This window comes from Mesorhizobium sp. ISC25 (genome assembly GCF_042295465.1).
Lineage (GTDB): Bacteria > Pseudomonadota > Alphaproteobacteria > Rhizobiales > Rhizobiaceae > Mesorhizobium.
This window is the reverse complement of the sequence record NZ_CP135441.1, coordinates 224,461-237,385: the sequence shown is the minus strand read 5'-3', so window position 1 is coordinate 237,385 and position 12,925 is coordinate 224,461. Positions and strand designations below refer to the sequence as shown.

14 protein-coding genes are annotated in these 12,925 nt (G+C 63.8%); 2 read left to right on the top strand and 12 right to left on the bottom strand.

Annotated features, from left to right (window positions below; genetic code table 11):
* Window positions 1–232: 232 nt before the first annotated feature.
* Window positions 233–1,264, top strand: coding sequence for a LacI family DNA-binding transcriptional regulator (locus RQ479_RS01295; RefSeq protein WP_352912666.1), 1,032 nt, complete (start codon window positions 233–235; stop codon window positions 1,262–1,264).
* A 64-nt stretch (window positions 1,265–1,328) separates the two neighbouring features.
* On the opposite strand, the gene RQ479_RS01290 is transcribed toward RQ479_RS01295, so the two are convergent.
* The 6 genes from RQ479_RS01290 to RQ479_RS01265 are packed head-to-tail and all read right to left on the bottom strand — an operon-like array spanning window position 1,329 to window position 6,764.
* Entirely contained in the window at window positions 1,329–2,360 is a 1,032-nt protein-coding gene (locus RQ479_RS01290; RefSeq protein WP_376703840.1) for an aliphatic sulfonate ABC transporter substrate-binding protein, read from the bottom strand.
* Window positions 2,361–2,399: 39 nt separating this feature from the next.
* The gene (locus RQ479_RS01285) at window positions 2,400–3,308 is read right to left on the bottom strand and encodes an ABC transporter permease (protein WP_376703839.1); all 909 of its coding nucleotides are present in this window, start codon (window positions 3,306–3,308) and stop codon (window positions 2,400–2,402) included.
* Between the two features lie 11 nt (window positions 3,309–3,319).
* A complete protein-coding gene (locus RQ479_RS01280) occupies window positions 3,320–4,156 on the bottom strand; it encodes an ABC transporter ATP-binding protein (RefSeq protein ID WP_376703838.1) in 837 nt (278 codons plus the stop codon).
* Between the two features lie 24 nt (window positions 4,157–4,180).
* Window positions 4,181–4,504, bottom strand: coding sequence for a 4Fe-4S binding protein (locus RQ479_RS01275; protein WP_376703837.1), 324 nt, complete (start codon window positions 4,502–4,504; stop codon window positions 4,181–4,183).
* The gene (locus tag RQ479_RS01270) at window positions 4,501–6,135 is read right to left on the bottom strand and encodes an FAD-binding protein (RefSeq protein ID WP_376703836.1); all 1,635 of its coding nucleotides are present in this window, start codon (window positions 6,133–6,135) and stop codon (window positions 4,501–4,503) included. Before RQ479_RS01270 ends, RQ479_RS01275 begins: the two co-directional genes overlap by 4 nt.
* Before the next feature lie 41 nt (window positions 6,136–6,176).
* Complete coding sequence (locus tag RQ479_RS01265; RefSeq protein ID WP_376703835.1) at window positions 6,177–6,764, bottom strand: thioredoxin family protein; 588 nt, start codon at window positions 6,762–6,764, stop codon at window positions 6,177–6,179.
* A 244-nt stretch (window positions 6,765–7,008) separates the two neighbouring features.
* Here RQ479_RS01265 and RQ479_RS01260 point away from each other — a divergent pair, with 244 nt between their 5' ends.
* Window positions 7,009–7,305, top strand: coding sequence for an SIP domain-containing protein (locus RQ479_RS01260; RefSeq protein ID WP_376703834.1), 297 nt, complete (start codon window positions 7,009–7,011; stop codon window positions 7,303–7,305).
* Here the strand turns inward: RQ479_RS01260 and RQ479_RS01255 are convergent.
* From RQ479_RS01255 to RQ479_RS01230, 6 genes are all read right to left on the bottom strand, one after another.
* Window positions 7,302–7,724 (bottom strand): aconitase X swivel domain-containing protein, encoded by a 423-nt coding sequence (locus tag RQ479_RS01255; RefSeq protein ID WP_376703833.1) that lies wholly within the window; start codon window positions 7,722–7,724, stop codon window positions 7,302–7,304. The genes RQ479_RS01260 and RQ479_RS01255 overlap by 4 nt on opposite strands.
* Window positions 7,721–8,971: an aconitase X gene (locus RQ479_RS01250; RefSeq protein ID WP_376703832.1), complete on the bottom strand. Its 1,251-nt coding sequence runs from the start codon at window positions 8,969–8,971 to the stop codon at window positions 7,721–7,723. Before RQ479_RS01250 ends, RQ479_RS01255 begins: the two co-directional genes overlap by 4 nt.
* Window positions 8,972–9,051: 80 nt before the next feature.
* Window positions 9,052–10,119, bottom strand: a complete 1,068-nt coding sequence (locus tag RQ479_RS01245; protein WP_376703831.1) for an ABC transporter ATP-binding protein — start codon at window positions 10,117–10,119, stop codon at window positions 9,052–9,054.
* Window positions 10,119–10,907 (bottom strand): ABC transporter permease, encoded by a 789-nt coding sequence (locus RQ479_RS01240; protein ID WP_376703830.1) that lies wholly within the window; start codon window positions 10,905–10,907, stop codon window positions 10,119–10,121. Before RQ479_RS01240 ends, RQ479_RS01245 begins: the two co-directional genes overlap by 1 nt.
* Window positions 10,907–11,776 (bottom strand): ABC transporter permease, encoded by an 870-nt coding sequence (locus RQ479_RS01235; RefSeq protein ID WP_376703829.1) that lies wholly within the window; start codon window positions 11,774–11,776, stop codon window positions 10,907–10,909. Before RQ479_RS01235 ends, RQ479_RS01240 begins: the two co-directional genes overlap by 1 nt.
* 66 nt (window positions 11,777–11,842) lie before the next feature.
* On the bottom strand, window positions 11,843–12,904 hold the full coding sequence (locus RQ479_RS01230; RefSeq protein ID WP_376703828.1) for an ABC transporter substrate-binding protein: 1,062 nt from the start codon (window positions 12,902–12,904) through the stop codon (window positions 11,843–11,845).
* Between the last annotated feature and the right edge of the window lie 21 nt (window positions 12,905–12,925).

The following is a 12,925-nucleotide window of genomic DNA, read 5'->3' as shown; positions in this document are numbered from 1 at the left end:
TCATCACACTGATTCCTGTGCTTGAATTTGAAGGGCCCGGCCTGTGCACCAACCCACCTCCGTCCGCTTCGGCATTTTGGTGTACCGCGGCAGCTTGCGCATCGGCCAAGGCTGGTTACATCATTTCCCATCAGAATCGCGGCTGGCGATGAAGCCGCCGCTTCGACAACGGACCCATGAAATGCGTGATCTCGATGCGCCCCTGGCACATTTTGGAATGAGGTGATCGACAGTGCGGTCCACGCTGACAGACATAGCCCGGGAAGCCGGCGTTTCCGCCGCCACGGTCGACCGTGTGCTCAACAACCGCGCCGGGGTCAGGGCGCGCACTCGCGAGGTCGTGCTCGAAACGGCACAGCGGCTTGGCTATATCGCTGAAAATTCGAATAATCCGAGCTCGCTCAACGCGCTGCGCGGTGAGGTCATACGGCTCGATTTCGCCCTGCCCGCCGGCACCAATTCCTTCATCAAGATGCTGCACCGCCAGATCGAGGCGCAGGCGCAGGCGCGGCCGGACCTCGACGTCCGCGTCGCCACCATCGAGGGCTTCAATCCGGACCGGCTCGCCCGTCTGCTGCAGGAACTGCACGGGCAGACGCAAGGCGTCGGTGTGATCGCGCTCGACCATCCAACGGTGCGCGAGGCGATCCGCTCGCTTTCTGCCAGCGGCGTCAAGGTCGTCACCATGGCTTCCGACATCCTGCATGTGCCGAGGGTCGCCTATATCGGCATCGACAACCGCGCCGCCGGCCGGCTCGCCGGCTACCTTCTCAACCGCTTCATGGGCGCCGGGCGTCCGGGCAAGGTCGCGCTGTTCGCCGGTTCGCTCTCCTACCGCGGCCACGAAGAGCGCGAGATGGGCTTCCGCCACATTCTGGCGGAAGAATCGCCCAATCTGCAGATCGTCGAGATGCGCGAAATGCTCGACGATCGGGAGAAAGCCTATTCGGAGGCTTCCGCCCTGCTGGACCGGCACCCGGACCTGGCCGCCATCTACAATGTCGGCGCCGGCAACACCGGCATCGCCCGCGCACTCAAGGAGCGCGGGCGCGCGCTGTCGACGGTCTTTCTCGGCCATGAGGTAACGGAAGGCACCAAGGAGCTTCTGCTCGACGGCACGCTCGACGCGGTCATCGACCAGAACCCGCGCGTCGAGGCCCGCGAGGCGCTCAACACCTTGACCCACGCGGTCAGGGGGTTGCCTTACGAACTGCACCAGCCACGGCTGCAAGTGATCTTCAGAGAAAGCATCCCGGAGATCTGAACGGAACCTTTAGGGATGAGAAAGGCCGCGCCGACTGGCGCAGCCCGCAACATCGTCAAGCGAGTTACTGGACGGCGGCGACTTCCGTATAGGCGCCGTCGACAAAGCTCTTGTCGACCCATTTGCCATAGTCGATCGCCCCCTTCAGCAGCCCGGCGCCGGCCATGAACTTCTCCTCGCCCTTGAGCGCGGTGATCGCATCGTCGGTGAGCTTCGGGTCCTGGTAGAACAGGCCCTGGCTGTACGTCTTGCGCACGGATTTTTCCGACGACTTGGTTGCCTCGACGAAGGTCTTGATCGTCTCATCGGGGTGGGCGTCGGCCCAGCGCGAAATCTCGATATCGACCTTCAGCAGCCGCTTGACCAGATCCGGGTATTTCGCCGCGAAGGCGCCGTTGACGGAGATGACGTTCGGCACGTTCCATTCCGGATGGGTGCCGGTGTCGTAGAGCACGCGGGCCTCGCCGGTGTCGACCAGCTTGGCCGCCGTCGAGTCGGTCTCGACGATGGCATCGATGTCGCCGCGCAGCAGCGCCGGGCCCGACGCTTCGAAGGGCAGATTCAGCCCTTCGACATCGGCCGTCGTCAGGCCGACGCTGTTCAGCGCCTTGCTGAAATTCGAATGCCGTACGGTGCCGGTGAGATAGGCGACCTTCTTGCCCCTGAGATCCTGCAATGTCTTTAGTGGCGAGTCGGCCTTGACGATGATGGAGGAGCCGCCAGCCTTCACATAGCTCGACAGGCCAATCAGCTTGACGTCGGCCCCAGAGGCCGCGACGCGCAGCGCCGGATTGTTGCCGGTATAGGTGACCTCGATCGCCCCGGTCGCCAGCGCTGTGGTCGCCTCGGAACCGCCATTGAAGGTCACCAATTCGACCTTGATGCCGTCCTTGGCGAATTCCTTCTCCCACCAGCCGTCCTGCTGGGCGAGGATGAATTTGAGGTGCCCCGGCGCTGTGCTGCCGATGCGGATGACATCGGGCTTGTCTTGCGCGAAGCCAGGGGCGACGAAGACAATGGCGACGAGACAGGCGGCCGCGACAAGAACGCTCTTGAGCAGCAAGCGGCGAAAGGCACTGAAAAAGATCTTGGACACCTGGAATTCCTTTCCAATTGGCGTGAATTGGTTGCCTGTTTAAGTCGGCGAAGCTTCCGACTGGCCCTTCCAGGCAGTTGCCCAGCGCTCGAACCAGACGAGCAGGTAGTTGACGGCAAGGCCGATGACGGTGAGGGTCAGGATGCCGGCATACATATCGGCTGTTTCCATCATCAGTTGCGAGTTTTGGATGAGGAAGCCGAGGCCGGATTTGGCGGCCAGCATCTCGGCGCCGATCACCGCGAACAACGAGGATTTCACGCCGAGCCGCGCGCCGGCGACGATCGAGGGAATACTGGCCGGCAGGATGATTTTCCGGAACAGGTCGAAGTCGGACGTGCCCATCGAGCGCGCCGCCTTGATCAGCAGCGGATCGACCGACTTAACGCCGCTGATCGTGTTTACAAGGAGGAAAAACACCGAGGAATAGAAGGTGATCGCCACCTTCGATTCCTCACCGATACCGAGCAGAAGGATGAACACCGGCAGCAGCGCGAACTGCGAGGTGTTGCGCAGCGTCTGCACCAAAAGGTCGGAGACCTTCTCGAACAGCGAATAGCGCCCCATCAGCAGGCCGAGCGGGATCGCCACGACCACGCCAAGCGCGAAGCCTATGGCCGCGCGCTGCAGGCTGATGCCGATATGGTCGACCAGCACGCCAGAGGCGAGCAGATCCCACCACGCGACCAGCACCTCGCTCAGCGGTGGAAAGAAGATGCGGTTCAGCCAGCCGAGCCGCGGCGCAATCTCCCAGGTGAGGAAGAATAGCCCGAGCAGCGGCAGGCCGTAGATGAACGTGCCGAAGCCGGTTCCTCTCCTGCGCCTGACCGTCGGCGCAGCGCTGCGGGCTTTGATTGCCGGAACCCTGGCGGCGGCCACCGCCTCACCGGCTCCAGCAAACGGATGAAAGCCGCCGGCGGCGCCAAACTTTTCGGTCAGATAGGCCATGCCAAAACTCCTCAGTGGCTGAACGCCGGCGACAGCGTCCAGTCCTTCTGTGCCTTGTTGACTTCGTCGCGCAGCACGTCCCAGACACGGGCGCGGTGATGGTTGAAGGCAGCACTTGCGCGGATGTCGCCGTCGCGCGGCCGCGGCAGGTCGATTTCGATGATCTCCTTCACCGTCCCCCGACGCGCGGTCATCACCACTACCCGGTCGGCCAGGAAAATCGCCTCGTCTATCGAATGAGTGACGAAGATCACCGTGGTCTTGATCTTGCCCCAGATCCTGAGCAGTTCGCCTTGCAGGATTTCGCGGGTCTGCTGGTCGAGGGCGGCGAACGGCTCGTCCATCAGCAGCACTTCGGGATTGCTGGCCAGCGCCCGGGCGATCGCCACGCGCTGCTGCATGCCGCCTGAAAGCTGGTTGGGAAACCGGTCCTCGAAGCCCGCGAGGCCGAACAGCGACAACAGATGGCGGGCCGTGGCGGTGCGCTCGGCTTTGGTGACGCCACGCACTTCCAGCGCATATTCGATGTTGGCCAGCGCCGTGCGCCAGGGAAACAGCGCATATTGCTGGAACACGTAGCCGGTCTTGGGGTCGGGTCGGGTAATCCGCCTGCCGTCGAGCTGGACGCCGCCGCTGGTTGCCTGCGTCAGCCCACCGATGATGTCGAGCAGCACCGACTTGCCCGAGCCGCTCGGCCCAACCAGAGTGATGAACTCGCCCGTGCGGATGGCGAGATCGACGCCGTCTAGCACGGTAACGCGGTCGGTCGCCTCGCCGTCGACGGTGACGAATTGTCCCGGCTTGAGCTGAAAAGTCTTCTTGATGTCGCTGATGACGATGCGGTCCATGTCTCTACTCCGGTCGTCTCTCTGTCACTGCGCCACGCGGATGCGGTGCGTCGGGTCGAACTCAGAGCCGCCGGCCTTGCCGCGCTGCCAGCCGAGCGCGCGGGCATAGCTGCCGAACAGATGGCGCGCTTCGACCTCGATCTCGCTGATGCCGGTCGGCCCTTCGGCGAACTCGGCCACATAGAGCGCATCGGTCGGGCAGTAGATTTCGCAGAGAAAGCAGGTCTGGCAGTCTTCCTGCCGCGCGATCACCGGCACGCCGTCCGTCGCGTCGAAGACATTGGCCGGGCAGACCTTGACGCAGATATCGCATTCGACGCAGCGTGTGGCCGAGACGATCTCGATCATGACGCCAGCTCCGCCAGCCGATCGGGTGCTCCGGCGATGCGGAAATCATCGACGCCGGTGATCACCAGCCGGTGCGCAAACGCCGGGTTCTTGCCCGGCAGATCGGTGCGGCGATGCATGCCGCGGCTCTCGCTGCGATGAAGCGCGGCAGTGACCGACCAGCGCCCTGCGGCGGCAATCGACGCGGCCTCACGCGTACGGATCCGATCCAGCCCCTCGCCCTGCAGATGGTCGCGGACATCGCGCCAGACGCTCTCCAGCCGCTCACCGCTTTTTTCAAGGCCAGCGCCGGTGCGGAAGAAATTCTTGTCCAGCGGTATCACCTCCTGGCGCACGGCCTCGATGATCTCGCTTCCCGCGATATCGGCACGCGGCGAAGCGGCCGGGCGCAGGCCGGCCTGGCCGAGCGGCTGGACCTCGCTGCGGAACGCCTTGCCGGCGCGGCGCCTGGCATGGGTCGAAGCGCCTTTGCCGGCCCACCAGCCGCTGGCCAGAGCCCAGGACGAATTGACGGCGCCGCCGCCCGAAACCGCGCCGGTCATGATCTCGCGGCTGGCGGCGTCGCCAGCGGCGTAAAGACCAGGCACGCCGGTGGCGCAGTCGTCGGACACGATGTCGATGCCGCCGGTGCCGCGCACTGTGCCTTCGGCGCGCAGCGTAACGCGGAACAGGTCGCTGAAGGGATCGATGCCGGCGCGATCATAGGGCACGAAGCAGTTCGGCTGGCCCTGGCGCAGCCAGCCTTGCAGCGCGGGCTCGGCCTGGTCGAGCCGCGCATAGACCGGCCCCTCGATCAAAGCACGCGCCACTTCCTCCTCACGGTCGCCGATGCCGTTGCGCAGCGGCTCGCCGGTCGGGCCGAGGATCGGCGAACCGTCCTTGCGGTGGAACGACGCCCAGCGGAACGGCAGGCCCTTGTTCAGCGAGGAGCCATGCGGCGCCAGCGTATATTTGCCGGTGAACTCCATGCCCGACAGGCTGGCGCCGGCTTCCGCCGCCATCAGATAGCCGTCACCGGTCAGCCCGGTCGAGCCGAGGATGCGTTCGCGGAAGGCGCAGCCGCCGGTCGCCAGCACGACCGCCTTGGCATCGACCCGCCAGTCGCGCTCGACCTGGCGGCCGACGCCGGCAGCACCGACGACCGCATCGCCGTCCGACAGAAGTTCGAGCGCCGGATGATGGTCGAGCACGGTGATGCCGGCCAGCAGCACCCTGCGGCGCATGAAGCGCATATAGTCCGGTCCGCGCAGATTGGCGATGTAGAGCCGTCCGTCATCCTCGCTCGGAAACGGGTAGCCCCATTCGGAAAGTTGCAGCAGGTTGCGGTACGCCGTGTCGACGCAGCGGAGCATCCAGCGCTGGTCGGCGAGCTCGCCGGTGCGCTGCCAGCGGCGCTCGACCACCGCATGCCTGTTGTCGCCCGGCGGCACGCACCAGGTGCCGGTGTTCGACGGTGCGGTAGCGCCGCTGGTGCCGAGATAACCCTTGTCGGCCAGCACCACGCTCGCACCGTTTTCAGCCGCCGCGACGGCCGCCCAGGCGGCTGACGGGCCACCGCCCAGCACCAGCACATCGGCATTGAGGTGCAGCGTTTCGGGCGCGGCGCGGACGGCTGTGGCAGTCTTCGGCATGATCACTCGCGGAAGGAGTTGGCGGCCGGCAGAAGTTCGGCTCAAGCCGCCTTGGAGAACCACACCGGCTCATTGCCGGCGCTCCACTTGATATTGCAGCCGATCGACGGCACCTGCTCGGCGGCAGGCGTGTCGCCCTTCAGCACCGCGTCGACGGCGACGCGCAGATCAGCACCCGTCACCGGCCTGCCATTGCCTGGCCGGGCATCGTCGAACTGGCCGTGATAGGCCAGCCGACGCTCGGCGCCGAACAGGAAGAAATCGGGCGTGCAAGCCGCGCCATAGGCTTTCGCCGTCTGCTGCGAAGCGTCCTTGAGATAGGGGAAGGTATAGCCGAATTCTTCGGCCTGCTCGCCGATGCGGGCCAGCGTCTCCTCGGGATGTGCTTCATGGTCGTTGGCGTTGATCGCCACCACCTGCAGGCCCTTGTCGGCATAGTCCCTGGCGAAGTCGGCGAATTGCTCGCGGATCACCAAGACAAACGGGCAGCGATTTGAGATGAAAGCCACTAACAGCGCCGGCTTGGTATCGAAATCCGCGAGCCGGTGCAGCACGCCATTGGCGTCCGGCAGCAGGAAATCGGCAGCTCTGGTTCCAAGGTCGATAGGATTGGATTCAGTTTTCGGCATCGATGCTCTCCCTATGGGCGCCCGGCATTGCGGCATTCTCGCCTTGTCAGGCTTGGGCGAATGCCACGGCCGCCAAAATTCACTTTAGTCTATGAACTTAGTAGAATTATAGGCCGGAGAGGCCGTTCGCGGTCAAGTTGGCGGGATAGAATATCGTGCCAATGTTTGTGCCGGCCCGGCAACTTTGTTTGGCCGGCAAGCGCCTCAGAGAAAAGAGCGCGCCGGCCGGGTAAGGGCAATCGGCGTGGCCTTCGTCGAGATCGCCGACGATGGCGAACGGCAGGCCATCGACAACGCGACCGGCATTGAGCTGCACTGGCTGCCGAGAAATGGTGTGCAGGCCGGCATCGACGACAGGCTGGCGCGCGCCATCCAGTCGGTCGCGTGGCCGACCGGTTCGGCATTCGGCTGGTTCGCGGCCGAAGCGGCAGCCGCCAGGACGGTGCGCGAACACTGGCGCGGCACGCTTGCGTTTGGCCGCAACGAAACACTGGCCGCAGCCTATTGGCGGCGGGGCGCGGCGGGACTGATGGCCGGCTAGAGCTTGCTCACCATCGCTTGCGCATCTTCGCCCAGACCGATCGCGATCCGGTCGCCGGAGACAATGCCTGACATGCCGCAGACGACCAGCGGCATGCTGATTTCGTAGAGGAATTCGGCAACGATGGCGCCGACGGCAAGGATCGGGTCCGGCCGCGCCAGGATAATGCCGGCCGGCGCCGTGCCTCTGCGGATCGCTTCGGCCAGAACCGAAGACGAGGACGACGACCCTCGCCCGCTCGGCATTACCAGGATCTTGCCGGCGATATTGCCGCCCAGGTCCGGATGCGAATGGTCGATGATGTCGCCCGTTTCGACGTCGATCCCGCCCCAGAAGCTGAGCGCCTGCGAAAGCACCAGCGCCGGGCCTTGTGCCGAGCCGGAAAGGTGGAATGTACCGGTTCTGGCCGGCGCCTTCATGGCGCGGCTCGCACGACGCGGCCGGCCGCAGCCGAGCGGACGCAGTCCTCCATGTCACCGAAGGCGACCGACACACCGATATTGCCAGGTGCGTAATGCGCCCATTTGCCCGAATTGGTCATCACCACGCCGTCGAGACGCTCGAGGATCGACGTGACATAGGTGCAAGTGTCGGTGACCGGAACGAGGCCGAAGGCTTCCATGCCGGCCAGTGCGCCTTCGTCCTGCAGCCGCGTCAGCGTCGCGCGCCCCGTGTTGACATAGATTGGGACGCCCTTGCCTGGACCGACTTCGCGCAGCAGCGGCAACAGGCGCATCCACTCTTCATGGGAGAAATGCGGCGTGCCTAACGACACGGCCGCCAAAGGCGCGCCGTCAGCTACGCTCGATAACCTAGCCAGCGCATCGTCGAGGTCGGCACGCGTGATGCGGATTGTTTCCTCTGGCCCCATGCCATGAAACGCCTCTTCAAGCGTGTTCGCTTCCGGCGTGATACCAACCGCATGGAACAGCGCAACGGCCCCGGTCGTCGCGGCGGCGGCGCCTAGCGCTTTCAGCTGATCCTCATCGCGCGGTCTTGGCAGGCCCGAGATCACGGGGATGCGATCGCTGCTTGCTTGCCCGATGATAAGCCCGACGGCAACGAACAGGCTGTCGCTCGGTTCTGGGTCAGAACCGACCAGCTCGAACAGAACCTGGCCTCGTCGATTTTCACTCAGATGCAGTCCCCAGGCTGGCGCGCGCCCGGTCATTGCGCAGCACAAATCGATGAAATCGCCATAGCGGTTGGTTCGCGCCCCGATCACCGAATTGGCAAAGACGATGGCGTTGGACTCACCCCAGGCGATCTGCTCGCCGAACCTTGGCCGGAACCGAGTCTGATAGGGTGCGCAGGTGAAGGTCGCCTGGCAGCCGAGTTCCAGATGCGCATTCATCAGGCGTCGCGCCGGCGCTTCTTGCGACACCGGCATCTTCACCAATCCGGGATGGATCAGATCGAACGAACCGACGTTCAGCGTCGTCGCCACCCGAACGCGGCCGCCGCCCTCGATCAGCCTTTCGACGAAATCGAGGCTGGCCTGGCCGTGATAGAGGCAGCCGTCGATATGGGCACCGGCAATATCCAACAACGTGCGCGCGCCGACCGCCTTGGAAAAGGCAACCAGGATCTTCATCGCAGCGGCCACCGCCGGACCCTGCTCGCCCCGCAGCATCGACTGGTCGCCCGCACTCAACTCAAGCGTCATCGAGTATTCCGCTTCGCGCTTTGCCCGACCATGCTTTCCCCGATTGCGGACCGCCTGGCAAGACTGAAGGATTGGATCTGCTAGCTCGCGGCGATCAGCACCGTACTCTCCGGCGACCAGCGCAGCACCACCTCTTGTCCTTCCGCCAGCTTTTCGATGCCGGTGTTCTGCACGATGACCTTGATTGTCTGGCCATCGCGATCGACAAAATACGTGCTGCTGTTGCCGGCGAAGATACGCTTGGAGACCCGGCCCGTGAGCATGTTGGCATGGGCTCGGTCCGGAACGCCGGCATTGGTGGCGATGCGGATTCGTTCGGGCCGCACGGCGCAGCTCGCCTTCATCCCGGCGACTAGCGTCGTCCCCGCGCCTGCGGCAATCCCCGTTCCGTCAGGCAGCCGGATGCCCGTACCAGTGGCGTTGCCGCGAAGGATGTTGGCGTCGCCCAGGAAGGTGGCGGCAAACTCACTCTTCGGCCGATCGTAGATCTCCTCGGGCGGGCCTTCCTGCACCAGCTTGCCATCGCGCAGGATGCCGATACGGTCGCTCATCGTCAGCGCCTCTTCCTGATCGTGAGTAACGAAGATGGTGGTGATGCCGATCTCGCGCTGGATGCGCTTGAGCTCGATTTGCATGTCGACGCGGAGCGCCTTGTCCAGCGCGCCGAGTGGCTCGTCGAGCAACAGCACGCGCGGCCGGATGACGATCGCGCGAGCGAGCGCCACCCGTTGGCGCTGGCCGCCGGACAGCTGGTGCGGCCGGCGGCCGCCGAGCCTGCTGAGCTGCACGAGGTCGAGTGCGCGCTGCACCTCGCTGGCAATCACCGCCTTGGGCTCGCCGCGCACTGACAAGCCGAAGGCGACATTGTCGGAGACGCTCATATTGGGAAACAGCGCGTAGTTCTGGAACACCATGCCGATGCGCCGCTTCTCCACCGGCACCCGCTCAACACTTTCGCCGCCTATAGAGATGCGACCAGAGTCGGGAAAGTCGAAGCCTGCGATCTGGCGCAGCAGCGTGGTCTTGCCGCTGCCGGAGGGACCGAGCAGGGCGTAGAAGCCGCCGTCGGCGAAATCGATCGAGACATCGTCCAGCGCCTTGTGCGCGCCAAAACTGCGCGACACATTCGATACCTGCACGCCCGCCATTATTTCTCTCCGCCGAATTTGAAGAAGCGCGCCGTCAGCAGCATCAGCGCCATCGACACGACAATGATGATCGTCGAAACAGCATTGATCTCGGGCGTGAAACCCTTGCGGATAGCGGCGTAGATTTCGACCGGCAGCGTCGTTTGGCCGGGCGTCGACAGAAAGTAGGAGACGACGAACTGGTCGAAGGACACGGCGAAGGCGAACAGCCCGCCGGCAATGACGCCCGGCATGATCCAGGGCAGCGTGACGCGGTTCGTCACCTGCCATTGATTGGCGCCGAGCGAGCGCGCCGCTTCTTCCAACTCGGGCGCGAAGGTCTGCAATCGCGCCGACACCACGACGATGACATAGGGCAGCGCAAGCGCGACGTGGCCGAGCAGGATGGCGAACAGGCCGCGCCCAATGCCGACGCCGAAGAAGAAGATCAGCATCGCCGTGCCCGTGATCAGCCACGGAATGGCGATTGGCGGAAACAGCAACGCCTGCAGGAATTTCTTGCCGCGAAACTCATAGCGGTAGAGCGCCAGTGACGCCGCCGAACCAAGCAAGACGCAGATGATAGTGGTGATGACTGCGATTTCGACGCTGTTCCAGGTGGCTGAGATAAGCTGGTCGTTCTGCCACAACGAGGCGTACCATTCCGTCGTCCATTCGAACGGGAGCTGGTAGAAGGGCGAAACGTTGAAAGACATCAGCGCCATGATGACGATGGGGACATAGAGGAAGGCGAGCAATAGCCAGATGTACAGGCGGCCGAGCCATTCGAGGACCCGTGTCGTCGCCATCACGTAGCCCTCCTCAGCACCGGCGAGGCAACCGCCAGGATGACCAGCACGACGGCCAGCAGGATAAAGGAGAGCGCAGCACCCAGCGGCCAATTGAACACGGCGACGAACTGGTCCTCGATAACAGTGCCGTAAAAGGTACCGGTACGGCCGCCAAGGATGCGCGGCTCCATGAACGAGCCAACGACCGGGACGAAGATGAGTGCTGCGCCCGCCACTAGCCCCGGCATCGACAGCGGAATGATGACCCGCTTCAGCACCTGCAGCCTCGAGGCGCCGAGCGAGCGGCCGGCCTCGATCAGCGAGTCATCGATGGCCTGCAGGGTCAGATAGCAGGTCAGCACCATGTAAGGCACGTAGGAGTGCACCAGCCCGATGATGACGGCCGGATAGGAATACATGAGATCAATGTTGATCTTGAACGGCAGCACGGCGTTGAGCGCGGTGTCGAGAATGCCCCCTTCACGCAGCACCATCGCCCAGGAGAAGATGCGCACCAGCCCGTTTGACCAGAACGGCAGGATGACGAGGAGGAAAATCGCCTCGCGGCTTCGCCCTTTCAGCACCTTGGCCAGCACATAAGCGGCGGGATAACCGATGACGATGCACCACAGCGTCACCTCGAGGCCGAGGCGCAGCGAGGCCACAAGCAATGTCAGGTAAAGGCTTTGTGAAAAGAAGGCGGCATAGTTTTCGAGCGAGAATGCCCACGGCTTTCCCGACAGCGGCAGGTCGGTCGTGAAGGAGAAGAACACCATGGCTGAGAGCGGCAGGAAAATTGCAACCGTCAGCCAGAGATAGGCAGGCGCCAGCAGCGGCAGGGCCGATCTCAGCTCGCTGCGCGACGCGGCTGCAACCTGTACTGCCATGACAATCTCCTCCCAGGACGGGAAGGATCAGCCGACACGATGGTCGGCTGATCGCGGCTTTTGCTGTTACTTCACGTCGACCTTGAGCTGCTGCCAGAGCGACAGATAGGCTTCGCGCTGGGCGTCTATGATCGGCGCCTGGAACTGGATGCGCTTGGCGACTGCCGGGTCACCCATCACCTTGCGGTTGAACGCATCCGAGGGAAGTGCTTCCACAGCCTTGGTGTTGGCGGATACGGGGGCTCCGACCTTGGTGACCCATTCGACATAGAACTTCGGGTCGATCATGTAGTTGATGAAGGCCTCGGCGCCGGCGACATTCTTGGATCCGACCGGAATGGAGAAGGCGTCGAGCCAGGCGACGGCGCCCTCCTGCGGGATCACGAGCGCGACCGGCAGCTTGAAATGGGTCTTGGCGCGGTCGGCCGAGCCGCTCCAATAGGTGCCGATGTCGATCTGGTTAGAGGCAACCATCTGGTTCCAGTCGTTCTCCGAGCTCCAGAACGTCTTGATCTGCGGCATCAGCGAGGTGAGTTTCGCCTTGACCGCCTCCATGTCCTTGACATCGTTGATGTTCTGGCCGGTGGCAATGGCGCCGAACTGCACCGCTTCGACGGCATCGTCACGGATGGTGACGCGGCCCTTGTGAGCGGGATCCCACATTTCGGCGATGCTCGTCGGCGGCTTGTCGAAGGATTTTTCATTGATGGCGAGCGCCGTCAGCCCCCAAACCCATGGCACGCCATAAACCTTCCCGTCATGGACGAGCATTGGCGACCCGGCCTTGTCCTTGCTGATATCGGCGTAGTTCGGCAGCTTGGATGTTTCGATCGGCTGGATCAGCTTTTCCGCCATCGCCTGGTCGTTGAAGGCGGCGTTGATCATGACGACGTCGTAAAGGCTGGGATTGGTCCTGAGCTTCGTCAGCATCTCCTGTTCGGAATTGAAAAAGTCGTTGACGACCTTGTTTCCGGTCGCCTTCTCAAAGGCTTCGATGGCCCACGGCTCGTCGGCGCCGTAGCCCTTCCAGTTGAGTACGTGCACCTCGTCGGCCTTGGCGGCAAATGCGAGTGCGGAGGTGAAGACGGCGGCCGCCGTCAGCAGGGCAGTCAAGTCGGGCATGCGCATGTTCGTTCCTCTCTGTGTTTA

Excerpts from the sequence above, each read along its gene's own strand:
- RQ479_RS01240 (WP_376703830.1), bottom strand. The coding sequence starts at position 10,907 with ATGGCGACGACACGGGTCCTCGAATGGCTCGGCCGCCTGTACATCTGG.
- RQ479_RS01270 (WP_376703836.1), bottom strand. The coding sequence starts at position 6,135 with ATGCCGAAGACTGCCACAGCCGTCCGCGCCGCGCCCGAAACGCTGCAC.
- RQ479_RS01285 (WP_376703839.1), bottom strand. The coding sequence starts at position 3,308 with ATGGCCTATCTGACCGAAAAGTTTGGCGCCGCCGGCGGCTTTCATCCG.
- RQ479_RS01230 (WP_376703828.1), bottom strand. The coding sequence starts at position 12,904 with ATGCGCATGCCCGACTTGACTGCCCTGCTGACGGCGGCCGCCGTCTTC.
- RQ479_RS01275 (WP_376703837.1), bottom strand. The coding sequence starts at position 4,504 with ATGATCGAGATCGTCTCGGCCACACGCTGCGTCGAATGCGATATCTGC.
- RQ479_RS01280 (WP_376703838.1), bottom strand. The coding sequence starts at position 4,156 with ATGGACCGCATCGTCATCAGCGACATCAAGAAGACTTTTCAGCTCAAG.
- RQ479_RS01265 (WP_376703835.1), bottom strand. The coding sequence starts at position 6,764 with ATGCCGAAAACTGAATCCAATCCTATCGACCTTGGAACCAGAGCTGCC.
- RQ479_RS01235 (WP_376703829.1), bottom strand. The coding sequence starts at position 11,776 with ATGGCAGTACAGGTTGCAGCCGCGTCGCGCAGCGAGCTGAGATCGGCC.
- RQ479_RS01250 (WP_376703832.1), bottom strand. The coding sequence starts at position 8,971 with ATGACGCTTGAGTTGAGTGCGGGCGACCAGTCGATGCTGCGGGGCGAG.
- RQ479_RS01255 (WP_376703833.1), bottom strand. The coding sequence starts at position 7,724 with ATGAAGGCGCCGGCCAGAACCGGTACATTCCACCTTTCCGGCTCGGCA.
- RQ479_RS01245 (WP_376703831.1), bottom strand. The coding sequence starts at position 10,119 with ATGGCGGGCGTGCAGGTATCGAATGTGTCGCGCAGTTTTGGCGCGCAC.